General features: G+C 70.4%; 19 protein-coding genes. 10 read left to right on the plus strand and 9 right to left on the minus strand.

Annotated elements, in window-relative coordinates:
- Positions 1-161: 161 nt before the first annotated feature.
- The 3 genes from ACE3TL_RS02540 to ACE3TL_RS02550 all read left to right on the plus strand — a co-directional run bounded on the left by ACE3TL_RS02540 (position 162) and on the right by ACE3TL_RS02550 (position 4,687).
- Positions 162-2,453 carry a PAS domain S-box protein gene (locus ACE3TL_RS02540; RefSeq protein ID WP_374577091.1) on the plus strand — a complete coding sequence of 764 codons (2,292 nt, stop codon included), beginning with the start codon at positions 162-164 and terminating at the stop codon, positions 2,451-2,453.
- A gap of 72 nt (positions 2,454-2,525) precedes the next feature.
- Positions 2,526-2,735: a hypothetical protein gene (locus ACE3TL_RS02545; protein ID WP_374577093.1), complete on the plus strand. Its 210-nt coding sequence runs from the start codon at positions 2,526-2,528 to the stop codon at positions 2,733-2,735.
- Positions 2,736-2,815: 80 nt separating this feature from the next.
- On the plus strand, positions 2,816-4,687 hold the full coding sequence (locus tag ACE3TL_RS02550) for a sulfatase-like hydrolase/transferase (protein ID WP_374577095.1): 1,872 nt from the start codon (positions 2,816-2,818) through the stop codon (positions 4,685-4,687).
- 5 nt (positions 4,688-4,692) lie between these two features.
- Here the strand turns inward: ACE3TL_RS02550 and ACE3TL_RS02555 are convergent, their stop codons facing one another.
- Both ACE3TL_RS02555 and ACE3TL_RS02560 read right to left on the minus strand, forming a co-directional pair.
- Positions 4,693-5,907, minus strand: coding sequence for an acyl-CoA dehydrogenase family protein (locus ACE3TL_RS02555; RefSeq protein ID WP_374577096.1), 1,215 nt, complete (start codon positions 5,905-5,907; stop codon positions 4,693-4,695).
- A 2-nt stretch (positions 5,908-5,909) separates the two neighbouring features.
- The gene (locus ACE3TL_RS02560; protein ID WP_374577097.1) at positions 5,910-7,007 is read right to left on the minus strand and encodes an acyl-CoA dehydrogenase family protein; all 1,098 of its coding nucleotides are present in this window, start codon (positions 7,005-7,007) and stop codon (positions 5,910-5,912) included.
- Between the two features lie 82 nt (positions 7,008-7,089).
- On the opposite strand from ACE3TL_RS02560, the gene ACE3TL_RS02565 reads away from it, so the two are divergent.
- Genes ACE3TL_RS02565 through ACE3TL_RS02575 form a run of 3 tightly spaced genes read left to right on the plus strand, consistent with a single transcriptional unit; the run spans position 7,090 to position 9,673 of the window.
- The gene (locus ACE3TL_RS02565; RefSeq protein WP_374577098.1) at positions 7,090-7,710 is read left to right on the plus strand and encodes a TetR/AcrR family transcriptional regulator; all 621 of its coding nucleotides are present in this window, start codon (positions 7,090-7,092) and stop codon (positions 7,708-7,710) included.
- The gene (locus ACE3TL_RS02570) at positions 7,707-9,245 is read left to right on the plus strand and encodes an acetyl-CoA acetyltransferase (protein WP_374577099.1); all 1,539 of its coding nucleotides are present in this window, start codon (positions 7,707-7,709) and stop codon (positions 9,243-9,245) included. The genes ACE3TL_RS02565 and ACE3TL_RS02570 overlap by 4 nt, the downstream gene beginning before the upstream one ends.
- Positions 9,245-9,673 (plus strand): PaaI family thioesterase, encoded by a 429-nt coding sequence (locus ACE3TL_RS02575; RefSeq protein WP_374577100.1) that lies wholly within the window; start codon positions 9,245-9,247, stop codon positions 9,671-9,673. Before ACE3TL_RS02570 ends, ACE3TL_RS02575 begins: the two co-directional genes overlap by 1 nt.
- On the opposite strand, the gene ACE3TL_RS02580 is transcribed toward ACE3TL_RS02575, so the two are convergent.
- From ACE3TL_RS02580 to ACE3TL_RS02590, 3 genes are read right to left on the minus strand one after another with little or no spacing between them, the layout of a single operon-like run.
- On the minus strand, positions 9,670-10,254 hold the full coding sequence (locus ACE3TL_RS02580) for a TetR/AcrR family transcriptional regulator (protein WP_374577101.1): 585 nt from the start codon (positions 10,252-10,254) through the stop codon (positions 9,670-9,672). The genes ACE3TL_RS02575 and ACE3TL_RS02580 overlap by 4 nt on opposite strands.
- A 53-nt stretch (positions 10,255-10,307) precedes the next feature.
- A complete protein-coding gene (locus ACE3TL_RS02585; RefSeq protein WP_374577102.1) occupies positions 10,308-11,339 on the minus strand; it encodes a glutathione S-transferase family protein in 1,032 nt (343 codons plus the stop codon).
- 14 nt (positions 11,340-11,353) lie between these two features.
- A complete protein-coding gene (locus ACE3TL_RS02590) occupies positions 11,354-12,448 on the minus strand; it encodes an MBL fold metallo-hydrolase (protein WP_374577103.1) in 1,095 nt (364 codons plus the stop codon).
- Positions 12,449-12,544: 96 nt separating this feature from the next.
- On the opposite strand from ACE3TL_RS02590, the gene ACE3TL_RS02595 reads away from it, so the two are divergent.
- Positions 12,545-13,450, plus strand: a complete 906-nt coding sequence (locus ACE3TL_RS02595; protein ID WP_374577105.1) for a haloalkane dehalogenase — start codon at positions 12,545-12,547, stop codon at positions 13,448-13,450.
- Between the two features lie 11 nt (positions 13,451-13,461).
- The gene (locus ACE3TL_RS02600; protein WP_374577106.1) at positions 13,462-13,878 is read left to right on the plus strand and encodes a DUF1330 domain-containing protein; all 417 of its coding nucleotides are present in this window, start codon (positions 13,462-13,464) and stop codon (positions 13,876-13,878) included.
- Here the strand turns inward: ACE3TL_RS02600 and ACE3TL_RS02605 are convergent.
- From ACE3TL_RS02605 to ACE3TL_RS02615, 3 genes are all read right to left on the minus strand, one after another.
- Complete coding sequence (locus tag ACE3TL_RS02605) at positions 13,875-14,309, minus strand: hypothetical protein (protein WP_374577107.1); 435 nt, start codon at positions 14,307-14,309, stop codon at positions 13,875-13,877. The two genes, ACE3TL_RS02600 and ACE3TL_RS02605, sit on opposite strands and share 4 nt — an antisense overlap.
- A 7-nt stretch (positions 14,310-14,316) precedes the next feature.
- Complete coding sequence (locus tag ACE3TL_RS02610) at positions 14,317-15,996, minus strand: sulfatase-like hydrolase/transferase (protein ID WP_374577109.1); 1,680 nt, start codon at positions 15,994-15,996, stop codon at positions 14,317-14,319.
- 84 nt (positions 15,997-16,080) lie between these two features.
- The gene (locus ACE3TL_RS02615; RefSeq protein ID WP_374577110.1) at positions 16,081-17,667 is read right to left on the minus strand and encodes an amidohydrolase; all 1,587 of its coding nucleotides are present in this window, start codon (positions 17,665-17,667) and stop codon (positions 16,081-16,083) included.
- Between the two features lie 162 nt (positions 17,668-17,829).
- Between ACE3TL_RS02615 and ACE3TL_RS02620 the strand changes: the two genes are divergently transcribed.
- Positions 17,830-18,996 (plus strand): class I SAM-dependent methyltransferase, encoded by a 1,167-nt coding sequence (locus tag ACE3TL_RS02620; protein WP_374577111.1) that lies wholly within the window; start codon positions 17,830-17,832, stop codon positions 18,994-18,996.
- A gap of 77 nt (positions 18,997-19,073) precedes the next feature.
- Complete coding sequence (locus ACE3TL_RS02625; protein WP_374577112.1) at positions 19,074-20,330, plus strand: DUF1254 domain-containing protein; 1,257 nt, start codon at positions 19,074-19,076, stop codon at positions 20,328-20,330.
- Here the strand turns inward: ACE3TL_RS02625 and ACE3TL_RS02630 are convergent.
- Positions 20,327-20,749, minus strand: a complete 423-nt coding sequence (locus tag ACE3TL_RS02630; protein WP_374577113.1) for a hypothetical protein — start codon at positions 20,747-20,749, stop codon at positions 20,327-20,329. The genes ACE3TL_RS02625 and ACE3TL_RS02630 overlap by 4 nt on opposite strands.
- Positions 20,750-20,901: the final 152 nt, after the last annotated feature.

A 20,901-nucleotide genomic window follows, 5' to 3' on the forward strand; every position in this document is an offset into this window, starting at 1 on the left:
TGTTTGCTGCGCTGCGACCATGATTAGATTTGGAAGAGTAGCTCGGTCCGCATCCGCAATCTGAACCTGGGGGATTCATGACGCCCGGTCGCAAGAGTCCGGAGTCGGCGGTCGCCGAAAGTCCGCGACCCCTCGCGAAGGACCTGGCGGCGATCGCCAATGTGAGCGAACTCCTCACCTTCACCGACCGGCTATTTCGCGCCGGATCGCTGACGGAGGCCGCCGAAGCCGCACTCGACACCATCTGCCGCGTGATGGGATGCAACAAGGCCGCGGTGCTGAGGTTCGACGCCGCCGGCGTCATGCGGTTCGTCGCCTGGCGCGGCCTCAGCCCAGCCTATCGGGCCGTTGCGGAAGGCCACACCCCCTGGGCGGCCGGCGCCACCCAGGCCAGCCCGACGGTCCTTACCGATCTTTCCGCCCTCGGCGACCCGGCGCTGCAGGCCGCCGCGCGGGAGGAAGGCGTCGCCGCCCTCGCCTTCATCCCGATCTGGAGCGACGGGCAGGTCGTCGGCAAGTTCATGGTCTACTATCCGCAGCCGCGCGGATTGAACGACGAGGAACTGGCCCTGGCCAGCTTCATCACCCGCCAACTGGGCTTCTGCCTAGAGCGCCTGTCGACGGACGAGCGTCTGCGTCGCGAACGCGAGCTGCTGGCCACCATCATCGACCGCATCCCGGCCATGGTGGCGGTCTTCAGCCAGGACGGCCGACTCATCCGCGACAACGCGGCGATCCGGCGCCTTGGCGTCCCGCTCGGGACCCCCGGTGCGATCGGCGCTCTTCTCGACGGCCTGTTGCCCGACATGTCCGAGCGAAAACGGGCGAAACGCGCCCTGGAGGCCGCGGCCGACGGCTGGACCGAACTCACCCTCAAGACCTCCGGCCAGGACCCGCTCGAGACGCTGTGGACCAGCGCCCGCCTGCCCGACGGCAGCGCCGTGGCCATCGGCCTCGACGTCACCCAGCGCAAGCGCATCGAACAGGACCTGCAGCGCCACGCACGGCACCTCGCCGAGTTGAACGGCCTCTCGCGCCAACTGGCCAGCGAACTGGACGAAACCGTCATCGTCCGGACGGCGCTCGCCGCGGCCATGACGCTGACCCGTTCCGATTGGGGCGCCTTCGTCGGGCGCGAGGGCGAGGTCGAGGCCGTGATCGGCGATGACGCGCAGGACCTCCAGGCGCCTAACCGGACCCTGCACGCCGATCTCCAGGCCGCGCTGGAAGTCTCCGACACGGTTCACTGCATCAGCGAGCCGGCGCGGCAGGACCGGCGCCATACGCTGATCGCTCCGCTGGTCCTGCGGTCGGGGGCGGCCTATGGCGCCTTCCTGCTGGTTCGCCGCGAGGACCCGGCCTTCTCGTCGGAACACGAAATCCTCATGGCCTCGCTGGCCAGCCACGCGGCCCTGGCGGTCGAGAACGCCGCCTTGCTGGCCGCCGCCGAACAGGCCGCCGAGGCCCACCGCACCGCCGGCGAGATGGCCGCCCGGCTGGCCGCCATCGTCGAGAGCTCGGAAGACGCCATCCTGGGCAAGTCGCTCGATGGGGTCATCACCAGTTGGAACGCCGGGGCCGAGCGGTTGCTCGGCTATTCCGCCGCCGAGATCGTCGGGCGCTCGGTGATGATGCTGGTCCCGCCCGAACGCGCCGAAGAGGAGGCGCAGATTCTGGAGCGCGTCGGCGCCGGCCTTCGGATTGCGCCCTTCGAGACGGCGCGGCTGCACAAGGATGGAACCCTGGTGGAGGTCTCGCTGGCGGTGTCGCCGGTGCGCGATACGAGCGGCCGCCTGGTCGGCGCGGCCACCATCGCGCGCGACATGAGCGAGCGCCGCCAGGCCGAGGCCCGCCAGAAGCTGCTGATCCGGGAGATGGACCATCGGATCAAGAACCTCTTCACGATGGTGAGCGGCCTGGTCTCGGTCAGCGCCCGGAGCGCCGACGATCCCAAACAGCTCGCCACCTCGCTGCGCCACCGCCTAGCCGCGCTCGCCGAAGCCCACTCCCTGACCCTGCCCCAGGCCGACGGCGCGCCGGCCTCGATCAGCCTTCACGGGCTGCTGCGCCGGGTTCTAGCCGCCTACGACCACAGCGAGGGCGCGGCCAAGACTTCCTTGAGCGTCAGCGGCGACGACATCGCGCTCAACCCCGGCGCGGTGACGGCGCTCGCCCTGCTGGTCTACGAGCTGGCGACCAATGCGGTGAAGTACGGCGCCCTGGGCGTGATCGGCGGCCGGGTGACGATCCGCACCGACCGGGACGGCGAGCGCCTGACCTTCGCCTGGACCGAGACCGGCGGGCCGCCGCCCGCTCCGCCCAGCCACGAGGGCTTCGGCTCGGTCCTGACCCGCGCCACCATCGAGCACCAGCTCGGCGGCGTCTTCGATCGGAAATGGGGCGCCGGCGGCCTGGAGGTCACCATGACCTTGCCGCTGGACCGGATCGTCTGAGCCACCAGCCCGCGGCGCGACGCAAATGCGAAAGCCCTCGGAACAACTCTCTCGGAGATCGGTTCGGGGTGGATGAGCAGCCGCTTCTGGATCACCGTCCTCGGCCCTGACGCCAAGGCGCTGGGCCGCGCCTATCTCGCCTGTGAGAGCGCGAGGGAGGCCTCGATCCTGGCGTTCAACACCGCCAGCCCGTTCGGGCACCAGCTCTGGTCGAGCGACGGCCTGATGGGCGTGTTCGACACCGCCCTCTCGGCGAACGAGCCGACCACGCCAGTCGAATAGCGCCACAGGCGGACTTAAGCGCGGCTGGACGCCCCTCATCCCCGGCAATAGACAACGCCTGTAGCATGGGGAGGACGAGCATGCCGGCCATGACCAGGAGAGCCGCCGTCGCGGCGTCGGCCGCAGCGGTCGCCAGCCGCGCCCAGGCCGCGCAGCCCGCCGAGCGGCCGAACATCCTCTGGCTGGTCAGCGAGGACAACAACCCCTTCATCGGCGCCTATGGCGACCCCCTCGCCCATACACCGACCATCGACGCCCTGGCCGCCCGCGGGGTGCTCTATCGCAACGTCTATTCGACCGCGCCGGTCTGCGCGCCCTCGCGGTTCGGCATCCTGACCGGGATCTATCCCGAGAGCTGCGGACCGGCCGAGCACATGCGGGCGCGGGCCGCACCCCCGCCCGGCGCGGCGACCTATCCCGAACGGCTGCGGGCGGCGGGCTACTACTGCGCGAACAACGCCAAGACCGACTACAACGCCGACGTCGACCCGGCCGCGATCTGGGACGTTTCCGGCGCCAAGGCCCACTGGCGCGGCCGCGCGCCGGGCCAGCCGTTCATGGCGGTCTTCAATCACGAGACGACGCATGAATCGCGCCTGTTCCTCAACCCGCCGCCCGGACGGGTGACGCCCCAAGACGTCCGCGTTCCGGCCTATCTGCCCGATACGGCGGCGATCCGGGCGGATATCGCCAACTACTACAACCTGATCGAACGGATGGACGGCCAGCTCGCCGAACGCCTGGCCGAACTGGAGGCCGACGGCCTCGCAGACGACACCATCGTCTTCTACTATTCCGACAACGGCGGCTCCCTGCCGCGCAGCAAGCGCTATTGCTACGACGAGGGCCTGCGTTGCGCCCTGATCGCCCGCTTCCCGCCGAAATGGGCCCATCTCAGCCCCCATCCAATGGGCGGCCAGGTCGAGGCCCCGGCCAGCCTGATCGACCTGGCGCCGACCGTGCTCTCGCTAGCCGGCCTCGCGCCGGGGCCGCAGATGCAAGGTCGGGCCCTGGCCGGGAAGCACGCTCGGCCGGCGCAGCGCCACGCCTTCGGCATGCGCAACCGCATGGACGAGCGCTACGACTTCGTCCGCACCGTGACGGACGGCCGCTGGCGCTATATCCGCAACTACATGCCTCACCGGCCCTGGAGCATGCACGGCGCCTTCGAATGGCTGGCCAAGGGCTATCAGGACTGGGAGCGCGAATATCGCGCCGGCCGCCTGAACGCCGTCCAGTCCCGCTTCTTTGAGCCCAAGCCGTTCGAGGAACTCTACGACCTCTCCGCCGACCGCGACCAGGTGCGCAACCTGGCCGGCGACCCCGCCCATGCCGCGCGTCTGGGCGCCCTACGGCAGGCCCTGGACCGGCACATGCTGGCGATCGTCGACAACGGCTTCATCCCCGAAGGGCTGGCGCCGGAAGGCTATGGCGCCAGCCGCGATCGCAAGGCCTATCCCCTGCCGCGGGTCATGGCTCTGGCCGCCGCGGCGGCCAGCGGCGCGGCGCAAGACCTGCCCGCCATGCTGACGGCGCTGGACGATCCCAACCCGGTCGTTCGCTACTGGGGGGCCAGCGGTTGCCTGATCCGCGGCGCAGCGGCGGCGGCGGGGCGCGAACGCCTCCAGCACGCGATGCGCGCCGACCCCGCTCCCCAGGTCCGCGTGGTCGCGGCCGAGGCCTGCGCCGCCTTCGGCGAGCCGGCGGAACCCGTCGCGATCCTGTCCGCCCTGGCCGGCGACGGCGAGGCCTGGCAAGTGCGGCTCCAGGCGCTCAATGCGCTCACCGCCCTGGGCGAGGCGGCCCGCCCCGCCCTGCCGGTCATCGAGGCGGCCGCCGCCAGCGACCAGGAGTATCTCCGCAACGCCGGGCGCTATCTCGCCGCGGTGCTGAAGGGCGAGTACCGCCCCGAATCTCCGGTCTTCGACCTCGGCCGGATGGCGCGGGGCTGATCGCCCTACCGGCCGCTCTTCACCTCGCGGAACGGGATATCGCGGTCGACCTCCGGCTCCTTGGGCAGGCCCAGCACCCGCTCGCCGATGATGTTGCGCTGAATCTGGTCGGTGCCGCCGCCGATCGAGGTGAAATAGGCGTTGAGCGCCAGGAAGTTGGCGTCCTCGGCCCGCGGATGCTCCGGTCCTTCCAGCAGGCTTCGGGCGCCGAGGATCGCGGCGCGCACCCGCGCCTCGTCGTGCAGGATACGGCTCATGGCCAGTTTGCCGAGGCTCATCACCGGCGAGGACGAGCCCTGCGCCAGGTCGGCCTTGGCGCGGGCGGTGTTGAGGGCGTTCAGCCGTTTGTAGGCGATGACCTGGGCGATGTCCTGGCGCAGCAGCGGATCGTCCAGCCGCTCGGCCTCGCGCGCCAGGGCGATCAGCGGCTCTTCGGTCTTGGACTCCGCCGCGCCGCTGCGCGGCCCGCGCGCGCCCTCGCCCATCACCGAGCGCTCGTAGGCGAGGGCGGTCTGTAGCACGCCCCAGCCCTCGCCCAGGTTCTTGAGCAGGTTCTCGGCCGGGACGATGGCTTCGGTGATGAACACCTCGTTGAAATGACGCTCGTCGGTGATCTGGCGCAGGGGCCGCACCTCGACCCCCGGCTGCTTCATCGGCAGGAAGAAGAAGCTGATGCCCTTGTGCTTGGGGACGTCCCAATCGGTGCGGGCGATCAGCATGCCGTAGTCCGCCGTGGCCGCACCCGACGTCCACACCTTCTGGCCCGTCACCACGAAGTGGTCGCCCTGGCGGTCGGCGCGCGTGCGGATGCCGGCCAGGTCCGAGCCTGCGCCCGGCTCGGAATAGAGCAGGCACATGCCGACCTCCTGGCGCAGCAGGGGCAGGATCAGCTTCTGCTTCAGGGCCTCGGTCCCACAGGCCAGCAGGGTGTTGGCCCAGAGGTTGGTGCGATCCTGGCCCGTGCCCGGCGCGCCGACGGAGGCGAACTCGCGCTCGATGATCTTGGCCTGGGCGTTGGAGAGGCCGCGGCCCGACCATTCCGGCGACCAACGCGGAACCGCCCAGCGCGCCTCGACCACCTTGGCCATCCAGGCCTTCTGCTCGGGCGAGACGGTCCAGCCCGCACCCTCCGCGCCGCTGCGCTTCGGCAGCCCCTTCCAGTTCTCGGCCAGCCAGGCGCGGACCTCTTCGCGCAGCGCTTCGTCGGTCATCTCGGACATGATCAGGCCTCCAGCGCCTTGAGGAAGCGTTCGCGGTGCAGGTTCGAAGCGCCAAAGAGCTGGGCGCCAGAGCGAGCCCGCCGCAGGTAGAGATGGGCCGGGTGCTCCCAGGTGAAGGCGATGCCGCCGTGCATCTGGATCGCGTCCGCCGTCGTCCTGGCGTAGGCGTCGGCGCAGGCGAAGGCGGCCAGCGCCACGGCGGCCTCGGCGTCGGGGGCGGCGTCGGCCAGCTTGGCCGCGGCGTTGCGGGCCGCGGAGATCGCGCTCTCGCTCTCCAGCAGCAGGTCGGCGGCCATGTGCTTGACCGCCTGGAACGAGCCGATGGCGCGGCCGAACTGGAAGCGGGTCTTGGCATAGTCGACCGTGAACTCCAGGCACCGCTGCGCGCCGCCCGCCTGATCGCCAGCCAGGGCGACCAGCGCCAGGTCCAGGGCCGCCTGCACCGCGGGCCAGGCCTGGCCTTGCAGCCGATGGCCGGGCGCCCCGTCGAAGGTGATGCGGGCCAGGCGCAGGGTGTGGTCGAAGGTCGGCAGGGCCGCGACGACCACGCCCGCCGCATCGGCGGCGACCTCGAAGACGGCCAGGCCGTCCGGCGCATTGGCCAGCACCAGCAGCACGCCGGCGTTCTGGCCGTGGATGACATAGCTCGCATGGCCGCTGAGCGCGCCGTCCGCAGAGGCGCTCACCGTCACGCCCTCTGGCGTCCAGCTTCCGGCGTCGCCGGTCAGGGCCGCGGCGGCGATCACGGTTCCGGCCGCCATGCCCGGCAGCAGGCGCGCCTTGGCCTCGGCGTCGTCCAGACCCTGGAGCAAGCCAGCCGCCAGCACGCCGGAGCCCAGCAGAGGGGCGCAGAGCAGGCTGGCGCCGGCCGCCTCCATCACCGCCTCGAGCTCAAGCGGCCCGGCGCCCGCCCCGCCATAGGCCTCGTCGATGACCAGGCCCGCCACGCCCATCTCGGCAAGCTGGCTCCAGAGCTTTTCGTCGTAGCCCTGCGCGGTCTCCATGGTCCGGCGGACGTCCGCCTCGGTGCTGTGATCGGCCAGGAGGCGGGTGACCGCATCCCTCAGCGCCGTCCGTTCCTCTGCCGACAGGCTCGCCACGTCGCACTCTCCTTGATTATCGGACGGCTCCCGTCTAAAAATATGCACATGACGGACCCGGTCGCAAGCAGGAGCGCCGCGCGTGGCTGACGGAACGCCCGCGCCGCGCGGCCGCCCGCGCGATCCGGGCCTGGAGGACCGGGTGTTCGACGCGGCCATCGCCCTCTATGCGGAGGCCGGGTGGGCCGGCTTTTCGTTCGAGGCCCTGGCCCGGCGCTCGGGCGTCGGCAAGGCCGGGCTCTATCGCCGCTGGAGCGACCGCCAGGACCTGCTGCGCCAGACGCTGGAGGCGCGCTGGCTGGCGCCGGCGAAGATCGACAGCGGAGCCTTGCGCGGCGACCTGATCGCCCTGGCCCGCCAGGTGTTCGCCGCCTATGCCGGCGACAACGCCCGCGTCGCCCGCTGGATGGCCATGGACGGCGAGCGTCATCCCGAAGTGCGCAGCGCCACCGCCCCCTATGTCGAGGCGACCATCCGCCAGGGCCGCGCCATCGTGCGGCGCGCCATCGCCCGCGGCGAGATCGGCGGCCAGGTCAATCCGGGCCTGCTGATGGACCTGATCGTCGGCGGCGTGGTCAATCACGTCGCCACCACCCCCTTGCGTTTACGTGGCGCGATGGTCGCAAAGATGGACGCCTTCACCACCGACCTGGTCGATACGGCGCTCCGAGGGATCGGGGTCGCCCCGAGCGAGGACAGATGAGCATCAACGACAACACCCCCGTCATCATCGGCGTCGGCGAGGCCTCCGAGCGGATCGACGCGCCCGGCTACGCCGCCCTGTCGCCGGCCGCCCTGGCCGCGGCGGCGGCCAAGGCCGCCATCGAGGACGCGGGCGCGGGCGACATCGCCGGCCAGATCGACGTGATCGCCGCCATTCGCCAGTTCGAGGTCTCCGGCCCCGGCGCCAAGCCGCCGTTCGGCGCGGCCGACAACTTCCCCCGCTCGGTCGCCGCCCGCATCGGCGCGGACCCGCGGCACGCCATCCTGGAGGTGGTCGGGGGCCAGGGGCCGCAGCACCTGGTCAACGAGTTCGCCCACGCCATCGCCAGCGGCGAGACGGGCGTGGCGCTGATGGTCGGCTCCGAAGCGATCTCCACCGTCCGCCACCTGGCCGGCAAGGGCGAGAGCCGCGACTGGAGCGAGGCGATCGGCGGTCAGCTCGAAGACCGCGGCTATGGGATGGAAGGGCTGCTGACCTCGGACCTCGCCGGCCACGGCGCGCGCACGCCGATCTCGGTCTACGCCCTGTTCGAGAACGCCCGCCGCGCCCGCGAGGGCAAGGACCGGGCGAGCTACGCCCTGGAGATGGGCAGGCTGTTCGCCCCCTTCACCCAGGTCGCTCACGGCAATCCGCACGCCATGAGCCAGGAGGTCTATTCGGCCGAGGACCTGGCCACCGTGACCGGGCCCAACCGCCTGACCAGCGATCCCTTCCCGCGCCGGATGGTGGCGCGCGACCAGGCCAACCAGGGCGCGGCCGTGCTGATGACCTCGGTGCGCAAGGCGCGCGAACTTGGCGTGCCCGAAGACCGCTGGGTCTATCTCTGGGGCGGGGCGGACGTGAAGGAACGCACGCCGGTCCAGCGGCAGGACCTGTCGAAGAGCCCGGCCTCGACCGCCGCGGTCCGGCGCGCCATGGAGGTCGCGGGCGTTTCCCTGGCCGATATCGACGTCTTCGACCTCTATTCCTGCTTCCCGATCGCGGTGTTCAACATCTGCGACGACCTGGGCCTGGCGCCCGACGATCCGCGCGGCCTGACCGTGACCGGCGGCCTGCCGTTCTTCGGCGGCGCGGGGAACAACTATTCCATGCACGCCATCGCAGAGATGATCCGCCGCCTGCGTGCGCGACCCGGCGCCGTGGGGCTGGTCGGCGCCAATGGCGGCTTCCTGTCGAAATATTCCGTCGGCCTCTATTCGACCCAGGCGCGCGACTTCCAGCCGTTCGATTCAAAGCCCTTGCAGGCGCAGATCGACGGCTGGGCCGCCCCGGTCCTCGACCAGACCCATGTCGGCGAAGCGGCGGTGGAGACCTACACCATCGACTATGCCGGCCCCGCTCCGCGCGGGGTGGTGGTGGCCCGCACGCCGGCGGGCGCCCGCATCATCGCCATGACGCCGCCGGACGATACGGCCGTGGTCGGTGAAATGATCGCGACCGACCCGCTGGGCCGCCGCGCGATCCTGGCCCCCGGCGAGGGCGGCAAGGTGCTGGTGAGCGGGTTCGCGGGCTGATGGACGAGGCCGAAACCGCGCAGGACCTGAACAAGACCCTCGGCTTCGTGCGCCGGGTCTCCATGGACCCGGAGGGCCGCGCCACGATCGAGTACGAGGCGGGCATGCACATGTGCCACTCCGGCGGGGTGGTGCAGGGCGGGTTCGTCACCGGCTGGATCGACGCGGCGATGGCGCACGCGGCCATGGCCATGGCCGGCCCGGACGTCACCCCGATGTCGCTGGAGCTGAAGGTCAGCTTCTTCGCCCCGGCCCGCCCGGGCCGGGTGATCGCCGAGGCCTGGGTCGAGCGACGCGGCAAGCGCACCTGCTTCTTCGAGGGTCGGCTGCTGGACGGCGAGGGCAAGGTGCTGGCCAAGGCCAGTTCCACCCTGATGCTGGCCGCCCGCGACCGCGTCGAGGCGGCCGCGAAGGCGGCCAGGGCCTAAATAGCGTCCAGCACGCGGCCGACCGCGCTTTCCAGCACCTTGCGGGCCTGGACCGGCGAGAGGCCCTGCTCACGCCGCAGACGGGCCCAGCTCTCCCAGCTCAGCAGCAGGTCCAGCGTTTCCAGCCGCTCGCGGTCGGCGACCACCTCGGGCGGAGCGATATGCTCCAGTATGGCGCGCAGGGCCACGACCAGGCGATTGCTGTCGGCGTCCAGGAATTGCGAGCGGTGACGCAGCGCCTCGGACGCCCGCTTGAAGGGCGCGATCTTCTCGAAAGCCTCGCCGCGACGGGCGACCAGTTCCAGCACCCGGCCCCGCGGCTCGGCGCTCCTGAACGGCTGCTCGGAGATCGCCCGCACCTCGCGCTCAATCACCTCGGACATCTCGCTATAGAGGCTATCCATGTCCTTGAAGTGCCGGAAGACGGTGCGCAGACCCACCTGCGCGCGCTCGGCCACCTGCTCGGCGACGGGGCTGACCTCGCCGTCACGGATCATCTCCAGCATGGCCGCGACGATGCGGGCGCGATTGTCCTGGCCGCGACGGCGCCGGCCGTCCTCAATCTCGTCCTGCTCCGCCACGCCCACGCCTCGCTGCCCACGGGCGTCTGACTAGATCCGATCGCGCCCGCCGTTCAAGCTCCGGCGTCGAACAGCGCCTCGCAGCCCGTGCCCGCCAGCAAGCCGTCGACCCGAGCCCGCGCCTCGCCATTCAAGGCGGCGTGCGACTCCCGCAGCCACTTCAGGCACTTGGCCTGATAGGGGAAGGGTTGCTGGCGCCACGCCTGGCCGTCGACCACGGCCTGGACCTCCTCGGCGCCGGCCGTCACCGCCCTGGCGTTGGCCAGCATCAACGGGACATAGGTGCGGCCGATCTCGGCCAGCAGCGGCTTCAGCGTCGCCGGGGGCGCGGCGAGATCCAGCCAGTCCTGCGCCCCCGGCTCCAGGCCCGACTGGTCCTCCATCAGCCCGACCCAGGCGGCGACGCGCGGGGCGACCTGCAGCGTCAGGGCCGCAGGGGTCGGATCGAACTCGGCGAGCTGGGTCAACTGGCCGAAGGCGGCGAAGTCGCTGGCGCCGGGACGCTCGCCCATCAGATAGGGCCGGTCGCGCAGGTGCGCCTCGAACAGCTCGAGGAACCGGCGATAGCTCGCCTCGATCACCGGCCCGGTTCCGGGATTGGAGCCGACATAACGCAACCTGCCGATCTGGCGTTCGGCGACCATGCGCCCGCGCGCGGCCAGTTCATCGTCGGGAATGCAGAAGCCGCGCCAGCAGGGCAGCAGCGCCGCGGCCTTGGCGATGTCGGCCTCGTAGGACCAGCGATAGTGGAACATCGCCTTGGTCAGCCATTCGTCGGCATAGTCCTCGATCAGTTCGTCGAGGAAGGCGAGCGCCGGATCGGCCGGGATCAGGCTGCGGCCCTCGTGCTCGCGCTCCAGTCGCCGGATGATCGGGGTGGAGTCGGTCACCGCATGCAGCTCGCCGGTCTCGTCGGGCAGATAGAAGGTGGGCAGCAACGAGACCTTCGGCTGCGGCAACCCCTTCAACGCCGGCCCCGAGGGCGGCAGGAAGCGATAGGGGATGCGGCGATAGCGCAGCACCGCCAGCATCTTGCGGGTATAGGGCGAACCGGGCGCCCCGGAGAGCGGAATGGGAGTCTTCATCTCTGCGGCCCTCGTCATTGGAAGATCGCCAGCCGGTTGGTGCGGGTGATCTGTGTCCCGCCGGTCGGCAGGCTGAGGAAGTCCCCGTCGTGGCCGACGCGCACTTCGCCTGAGAATATCTCGCGCGAGCGGCCCAGGAACGGGCCTTCCAGCGCCCGCATCGGCAGGGGCGGGATGATGTGGGTGAACAGCAGGTAGCGCGCGCCGGCCCGCTGGGCGATGGCCGTCGCCTCTTCCGGCGGGGTGTGGTAGGACAGGATGTCGTGGGTGATGGCCGCCAGGTTCGCGCGCCCGTGCGCCTTGGCCGCGTTCGTCTGCATCGCCACCAGGTTCGGCGCGAGCCCCTCGTGCACCAGCACGTCCGCGCCCTTGGCGGCGGCCTCCACGCGCGGCGAGGCGGCCGTGTCGCCGCTGATCACGACACTGCGGCCCTTGTAGACGAACTTGTAGCCCACGGCCGGCTCCACCGGCTCGTGACGCACCGGGAAGGCGCTGACCTTCAGGTCCGGCGTGTCGATCAGCACCAGGTCCGGCCCCTCCGCGGGCGGATCGAACGGACGGGCCACGCCGCCGAAGCCGGCCGGCGGAACCACCTTGGGGCCGTGGTGGGCGATGCGGAATCCGCTGTCGATGCGATAGGCGTCGGTGAAGCCCGCCACCACGGTCTCGACTCCGCTCGGCCCCCATATCGGAACCGGCGCATCGCGGCCCCCGCCGGCCCAGCGCTGCAGCATCAGCTCGCCCAGGCCGTCGATATGGTCGGAGTGCAGGTGGGTCAGGAACACCGCGTCCACCCGTCCGGGCGGCAGGTTCATCAGCGCCAGGTTCTTCACGCTGCCCGCCCCGGAATCGATCACGAAGAGCTGGCGTCCGGCCAGCACCACCGTACACGGCCCCGCGCGGCCGGGATCGGGCATGGGCGAACCCGACCCGCAGAGCCCGACATGCAGCCCATCCGGCAACCCCGCATAGGGGTCGGCGTTCATGGCGCGGTCGTAGATCCGCTCCATCGCCGCGACAGCCAGCGCCCCGCGCGCCGCCCACAGCCCCACCCCCGCCAGGATCACGGCCGCCGCGATCCCCAGCGCGATCTTTCCGCCTCGAGACATGGTTCCTCACCCATGGCCGCGGCTTGACCGCCGCATATAATGACATTCATAGTGTCATTAGTTTTGGAAATGACCAGCGCAAAAATGGAGCAACCGATGCAGGTGTTGCGGACGCCGGACGCAAGGTTCGAAGATCTCGCGGACTGGCCCTACGCCCCGCGCTATGCGGAGATCATCGACGCCGACGGAACGCACATGCGCCTGCACTATGTCGACGAGGGGCCGCGCGACGGCGCCCCGGTGCTGCTGATGCACGGCGAGCCGTCCTGGGCCTATCTCTACCGCAAGGTCATCGCCGGCCTGGTCGCCCGCGGCCGCCGGGTGATCGCGCCCGACCTGATCGGCTTTGGCCGTTCCGACAAGCCGGCCGCCCGCGCCGACTACACCTTCGAGCGGCACGTCGCCTGGATGAGCCAGTGGCTGACCGGCCTGGACCTGACGGGCCTTACCCTGTTCTGCCAGGACTGGGGCGGGCTGATCGGCCTGCGCCTGGTGGCGGCCTTTCCCGAGCGCTTCGCCGGCGTGGTGGTCGCCAACACCGGCCTGCCCACCGGGACGGGCATGACCGACGGATTCAAGGCCTGGCTGACGTTCAGCCAGTCGGTCCCGGCCCTGCCGGTCGGCATGATCGTCAACGGCGGCGCGGCGCGAGACCTGTCGCCGGAAGAGGTCGCCGCCTATGACGCGCCGTTCCCGGACGAGAGCTACAAGGAAGGCGCGCGCCAGTTTCCGGCGCTGGTGCCGGTGACGCCGGAGCACGCCTCCATCCCCGAGAACCTCGAAGCCTGGAAGACGCTGGAGGCGTTCGAGCGCCCGCTGGTCACCGCCTTCAGCGACGGCGATCCCGTCAGCAAGGGCGGCGAGGCGGTCTTCCAGGCCCGTGTGCCCGGCGCGAAGGGCCAGCCGCACGTCACGCTCAAGGGCGGTCACTTCCTGCAGGAGGACTGCCCGAGCGACATCGTCGCGGTGATCGACGGGCTGATTTCCCGGACCCGGACTTAAGGAGCGCGGCCATGCAGGTCCTCAACGCCGTCTATCCGCCGCCCGAGCAGGCCATGGATTTCTTCGGGGGCGCCGAGGATGGCCCCTTCGTCATGGTCAATCTGCTCAAGTTCAAGCCGAAGGCCGAGTACGCCGACGGCTCGGACGCCCATCTCACCGGCGCGGAGGCCTATGCCCGCTATGCCGAGGACGTGCGCAAGCTGGTCGAGGCCCTGGGCGGCAAGATCCGCTATGGCGGCCAGGTCACCGGCCTGCTGATCGGCGAGGTCGAGGAACTGTGGGACATGGTGGCCCTGGCCGAATATCCCTCGCTCGCGGCCTTCCAGCAGATGGCGATGTCGCCGCAGATGCACGCCATCGAGCATCACCGCACGGCGGGCCTGGCCGGCCAGCTCAACATCCGCACCCGGCCGGGCGCCGGCTTCTAGCCGCCTGGCCGCCGCAGCGACAGGGCCAGGAAGACCAGGCCCAGCACCAGACCCGCCAGGCTGCCGTAATGTTCGGGCGGGCGATGGCTGGGGGCGGCCGCGCCCGGCCCCCAGGCGTTAAGCGTCAGCAGCGCCCGCTCCAGCACGAACAGCGTCAGGAACAGCGGCGTCAGGCTGCGATAGCGCAAGGCGACGGCGATCATGGCCAGGCCGTAGGCGATCTGCGTCGCCCCGTGCCAAGCGAACAGGGCCACGACCAGTTCGCGCCGATCGCCCATGTCCAGCCCGGCGATGCTGCCCGCCCCGCCGTCCGGCAGGAAGGCGTGGATCATGCCGGGAACCAGGGTCAGGAGCCCGGCCAGGGCGAGGAACCAGGCCGAGGCGCGGGCGCCGCGGTACTGGTCGTTGGCGGCGGGGGCCAGCAGGGACATGGCCGCCTCAATTGTCCCAGAGGATGTATTCGTCGCCGGCCTTCTGGGGAACGCCGCCGGGCTTGTCGATGAACACCGGGCCCTGCAGCAGCGAGGGCCAGATCGGCTTGACGCTGCGCGCGTCCTGCTCGGCCAGCAGCGCCTGCAGGGCTTTGACCTTGTCGGGGCGCGAAACGGAAAGGTCGCGCTGCTCGGTCGGGTCGCTGGCCAGGTCGTAGAGCCAGACCTTGCCCCGCGCGCCGTTGACCTGGAGCTTCCAGTCGCCGTCCAGCACGGTCTTGTACTGGCCCGAGCGCCAGAACAGGGTCTGGTGCGGCCGCGCCGCGTTCCGGCCGTCCAGATAGGGCCGCAGGTCGACGCCGTCGATCGGCCGGTCGGTCGGCACCGCCGCCCCCGCCGCGCCGGCCGCGGTCGCGAAGATGTCGATGTGCCCGACCGGATAGCCATAGCGGCTGCCTGGCGCGATCACGCCCGGCCAGCGCATGAAGAACGGCGCGTGGACGCCGCCCTCGAAGAAGGTCGACTTGAAGCCGCGATAGGGCTTGTTGAGGTCGGGCAGGCCGACATAGCCGGCGCCGCCGTTGTCGCTGGTGAAGATGACCAGGGTGTTCTGGTCCAGCCCCTCGTCCTTCAGCGCCTGGAGGATGCGGCCGACATTGGCGTCGAGATTGCGCGCCATGGCCCCATAGACTCGCTCGCGATGGTCCTTGATCTGCGGCAGGGCGTCGTAGTCCGCCTTCTTGGCCTGCAAAGGCGTGTGGAGCGCGTTCGGCGCGAAATAGAGGAAGAAGGGCCGGTTGCGGTTGGCCTTGATCGCCTTCACCGCCTCGTCGGCCAGGTAGTCGGTCATGTAGCCGCGCGGGGCGAACATCGGCGAGCCGTTGTACTGCACCGCATAGGGCAGGTTCGGCCACAGGAAGCGGTCGATGGCGTCCCACGGCTGCTTGGAATTGACGACGCTCGGGTCCTTCTCGGGCAGGTACATCGAGCCGCCGGCCATGAAGCCCAGGCTCTCGTCGAACCCCTGGTCCTCGGGGCGCGAACCGGCCTTGCCGCCCAGGTGCCACTTGCCCAGGTGGATGGTGTGGTAGCCGCGGGTCTTCAGCACCTCGGCGATGGTGATCTCGCTGGCCGGCACGCTCAGCTCGTTGACCGCCAGGGGCGTGCGCGCCGTGCTGCCGGGCGGCATGTCCTTGATGCGCTCGGGGAAGAACTTCGGCTTCACGATCGCACCCGGCTCGGCCTCGGTGCCGACCATCCGTTCGAAGGCGACCGGCGCGGGCGTGAACTCGAAGCCGAAACGGGTCGGATAGCGGCCGGTCAGGATGGCCGCGCGCGAGGGCGCGCAGGTGGCGTTACCGGCGTAGCCGTTGTCGAAGGTCACGCCCTCCCGGCCGATGGAATCGATGGCCGGGGTCTTCACCGTCCCGTCGGCCACGCCGCCGCCGTTGAAGCTGAGGTCGTTGTAGCCGAGGTCGTCGGCCAGGATGAACACCACGTTCGGCGGCCGCGCCTGGCTGGCCGGCGCCGCCGGGCCCTGCACCCATTCCACCGGCTGGTTGGGCGCCACCGGCGGCAGGCGCGAGCGGGCGATCATCGAGAAGATCGCGGTGCGGTTCGCCGCCGCCACGGCAACCCCCGCCGCCAGGACCAGCACGCTGGCGCCCAGCCATCTCGACAGCTTCATGATCGCCTCCCAGGATATTATGGCATTTATCGTGCCACTATATCCCGAGATCGGCAAGAGGCCTGCTCCGCCAGCGAGGCGGAGCTACCTGGCCGCCGGATACCCGACCCCGATCTGGTCGAGATAGGTCTTATATTTCCTGGGGTTGTAGTAATACGGCTCCATCTTCGGCCGCATCTGCTCCATGATCTCCTTGTTCAGGTGGATCGCAGGCTTGTCGTCCGGCCCCAGGGTCGGGTCGTACTTCTGGTCCTTGAGCTGGACGTCGTGGAAATAGGCCTTGGCGTCCTCGACCAGCTTCGGCGTGGTGACAAGGTCCAGCACGGTCAGGGCCACCGCCTTGGCGCCGGCCTCGACGCCCTTGTGGGCGATCGGCGTGGTCATCGCCATGGCCGAGGTCACGTTATGGGCGATCGCATTGGGAATGTTCGACGGGTAGCGGACGGTGATGGTCGGCACGGTCCACATGATGTCGCCGATATCGTCGGAGCCGCCGCCCATGGCCGGTCCGCGGGTGTCGGGCGTCGAGAGCGCGGCCACCTCGCCGGCCAGCGGCTCCAGCTTGAAGCCGTTGGCCTCCTGCACCGCCTTGGCGAAGGCCTGGTCGTCGGCCGACCACTTGGGCATGCCCACCCGCTTGATGTTGGCGTAGGCGGCCTCGGCCAGCGGCTTGTTGCCGTAGTTCGGGGCCGCATAGCCCAGCACCCGCCGCTCGACGCTCGTGCCGGTCGCCTTGGCCGCCGCCTCGGAAATGGTGTTGCCGAGGTCGTAGAGCTCGCGGATCGACTGGAAGGAATTTTCGCGGAAATAGTACCAGACGCTGGCCACGCCCGGCACGATGTTCGGCTGGCCGCCGCCATTGGTGATGACGTAGTGCGAGCGCTGGGTCAGGGGCAGATGCTCGCGCCGCATGTTCCAGGCGATGTTCATCAGCTCCACGCCGTCCAGGGCGCTGCGGCCCGACCAGGGCTGGCCGGCGGCGTGCGCCGTCTTGCCGTGGAAGGTGTATTCCACCGACACCATGCCGGTGTTGCCCATCGGCCCCCAGCCGGTCGCGAAGTCACGGCTGACATGGGCGAAGATCGAGGCGTCGACATCCTTGAAGAGGCCGGCGCGGACGTAGAAGGCCTTGGTCGCCAGCAACTCCTCGGCCACGCCGGGCCACAACATCAGCCGGCCGGGGATCTTGTTCTTCTCCATGACGTCCTTGGCCGCCAGGGCCGCGACGATCATCATCGGCATGCCGGAGTTGTGGCCCTCGCCGTGGCCCGGCGCGCCCTCGACCTGCGGCTTGACGTTCGGATCACCGGGAACCTGCGACAGGCCCAGCAAGGCGTCGATGTCGCTGCCCAGCGCGATCACCGGCCCGCCGCTTCCCCAGGTGGCGGTCCAGGCGGTGGGGATGCCCGCCACGCCGCGTTCGATCTTGAAGCCGTTCTTCTCCAGGATCGCCGTCAGGTATTCGGAGGTCTTGACCTCCTGGAAGCCCGGCTCGGCGAAGCTGTAGACGGAATCGACCATCTCCTGGGACAGCTTGGCCCGCGCCTCGACGCCGGCGACCGCGACCTGGCGCATGGCCTCGGTCGGCTCGCCCTGCGCGACCGCGGGCAACGCCAGCGCCGTGGCCATCAGCAGCCCCGCCAGGGTTTTCGTTCCAAAGACGCCGGTCATTCCTGTTCCCCCAAAGCGCTCGCCCGCAAAGGACTCGATTTGAGCGCGAGTCTCCGGCGCCACAACCTGCAAATCCGCTCGCCGGCCGCCGGCGGCTCGACCGGGGATGGCGCGGGCGCTGGATGTCGTCGTAGCTTGCGCTCCCCGCCGAAGAGGACCCGCATGGCCGCACCGCTCGATCCTGCCAGCCAGCGCGACCTCGACATCGGCCAGGTCCGCCTGCGCGAGCATTTCCTGAACCACGCCGAGCTGCTGTTCCAGCGCGTGCTGGAGGCCGCGCCCGACCACCCGGTCGCGCTTCGCTTTCTGGGCGTGACCCGCTTCAAGCTTGGGCAGGCAGGCGAAGGCGTGACCCTGTTGCGGCAAGCCGCGCAACTCGCCCCGGACGACGCCGGCGCCTGGCGCGACCTGGGCGCGGCCCTGGCCCGCAGCGGCGCGGCGGACGAGGCGGCCGCCGCCTATGCCCGCGCCGGCCAGGCGCAGGTTCCAGCCCATCCCGCCTTCGCCAGCGAGGGCGGCGCGCACGCGTTCAAGGTCGTCGACTATCCCTATCGCGCGGCGGTGCGCTACGGCGGCGGACGCCCGGCCCATGCGGGGCTGGAGGCCCTGATCGGCGCGGGCCGCGAGCGCTATGGCGCGATGATCGACGAGATGGCCGCCCTGCACGGCGACTTCTGCGAAACCCCGATGGGCGGCCGCTACGAGGACGCCGAGCCGTTCTGGCTGAACGCCTGGTTCCCGCCGCTGGACGCCATGGCCCTCACCCACGTGCTGCGCAAGACCAATCCCGGCCGCTTCGTGGAGATCGGCTCGGGCGTCTCGACCAAGTTCGCGCGCCGGGCGGTGAGCCGCTATGGGCTGCGCACCAAGCTGATCTCCATCGACCCGCAGCCGCGCAACGAGATCGACGGGCTCTGCGACCAGATCCTGCGCAAGCCGCTGGAGGCCTGCGATCCGGCCATGGTCGAGGCCCTGGAGCCGGGCGACATCTTCTTCCTCGATTCCTCGCACCGGGCGTTCCAGAACTCGGACGTGACGGTGTTCTTCCTGGAGATCCTGCCGCGGCTGAAGCCCGGGGTCCTGATCCAGATCCACGACATCTACCTGCCCGACGACTACATCGGCGGCCACCTGCACCGGATGTGGAACGAGCAGTACCTGCTGGCCACCGCCCTGCTCTATGCGCCGGACGCCTTCGAGATCGTCTTCCCCTGCTGGTTCGTCGGCCAGGATACGGCGTTGGCCGCCCGCGCCGCCCAGGCGCTGCGCCGCGGCCCGCTGGAGGGGCTGAACCTCTATGGCGCCTCGTTCTGGATGCGCAAAAACTGAGCTTGGCCGCGTTGCGCCCGGCCTGGGTCCGGGGCAGTTTGCGACCTTGCCCGATGCGTGGGCGGGAGGATTTTCCGATGACGGATGTGTCGCTCGAAGACCTGAAGCTGGCGGCTCAGGACGCCTGGATCTTCGGCCTGCCGCTGATCGAGATCGCCAGCACCCGTTCCGAACGCGGCCAGTTCTCCCAAGCGGAGGTCAACAGCTTCGGTCATATGCGCGACCTGGCCGACCACCGCTCGCGCGCGGTGACCACGCCCAACAACGACACCCTCTATTCCAGCGCCCAGCTCGACCTGTCGGCCGGCCCGGTCACCATCCACCTGCCCGCGGCGGGCGACCGCTACATCTCGCTGGCGCTGATGGACGCCTACACCAACAACTTCGCGGTCCTGGGAACCCGCACCACCGGGCCCGAAGGCGGCGTCTTCCGCATCGTGGGCCCGAGCGACGCCGCCGAGGGCGACAATGTCGTCCGCTCTCCGACCAACCACGTCTGGGCCCTGGCCCGCATCCTGGTGGCCGGCGCCTCGGACCTGGACGGCGCCCGCGCCGTGCAGGCCGGCGTCTCGGCCCAGGGACCGGCCGCGCCGCCATCCAAGACCTTCGCGAACCGCCACGCCCCCTGGCAGGACTACTTCGCCGCGGTGGACGAGCTGATGACCCTCAACCGGCCTGCGGCCACCGATCTGGCCCTGCTGCGCCGCATCGCCCCGCTGGGGCTCGGCGCGGGCAAGTTCGATCCCGCACGCTTCACCACCGAAGAGGCCGGCGCCATCGAGGCGGGCGTGGCCGACGCCAAGGTGCTGATCCGCAGCCGCCGGGTCGGCGGGGTCCAGTGGATCGACGGCTGGTCCTATCCGCGCGCCGAACTCGGCGACTTCGGCCAGAGCTACGCCTACCGCGCCCTGATCGCCCTGGCGGGCCTGGCCGCCCTGCCGCCGGTGGAGGCGATGTACATGCGCGGCCAGGGCGAGGCGCGCGCCCTCTACGACGGCTCGCGCCAGTGGCGTCTGCACTTCCCGGCCGACCGGCTGCCGGCCGTCGACAGCTTCTGGTCGCTGAGCCTCTACGAAGCCACCGACGACGGGCAGTTCTTCTTCGCCGACAATCCGATCAACCGCTACGCCATCGGCGACCGCACCGAAGGGCTGACCTATAACGAAGACGGCTCGCTCGACATCTGGATCGGCCACGAGCCTCCCGCCGAGGAGCATGTCGGCAACTGGCTGCCCGCGCCCGACGCGCGCTTTGCGCTGTTCATGCGCGCCTACCTGCCCAAGATCGAGATGCAGGTGGGCATCTACCGGCTGCCCCCGGTCGTACCAGCCTAATGGATGCGCTCGAAGTGCCCGCACAGGCGCTCGAGCGCATAGACCGTCGCCCGTAGCTCGGCGAAGAGGTCGGGCGCGGCGCCGGCCGACCACAGGGCGCTGTCCGCCGCGCAGGCGGCCAGCATGGTGCGCAGGCCCAGGATCAGGTCCTCCCAGACCGAAACGCCCGGCGAGGACTGCGCCGAGCCCGCGCCCGACAGCACCTCGGCGAACCGGCGCATGCAGGCGGCCGCATGGCCGACGTCGATCGCCAGATGGCTGCCCTCCAGATGAGCCGGCGCCAGGATCCGCTCCAGCTCGCCCGGCGAGGCGCCCGCCCAAAGCAGGCCGTTGTTCAGCCGAGTGAGCGCCTCGCTCAGCCGCAGCAGCCAGTTGGCGATATCGTCGTGGGATTGAGGTCCGGGAAGCTCCGAGGCCATGGCGTCAGCGGGACGGCCCGGCCGAAGGCGCCGCGAGGCTGCGCTTCAGGGCGCGCCCGAGCACTGTGACCGTGACTAGCCAGATGGCCAGAAAACAGGAGATAAAGAGTGCGAAATTCATCGGGACAACGGGGATGACGCGCTCCCTCCCG

Source organism: Phenylobacterium sp. (assembly GCF_041920015.1).
Lineage (GTDB): Bacteria > Pseudomonadota > Alphaproteobacteria > Caulobacterales > Caulobacteraceae > Phenylobacterium.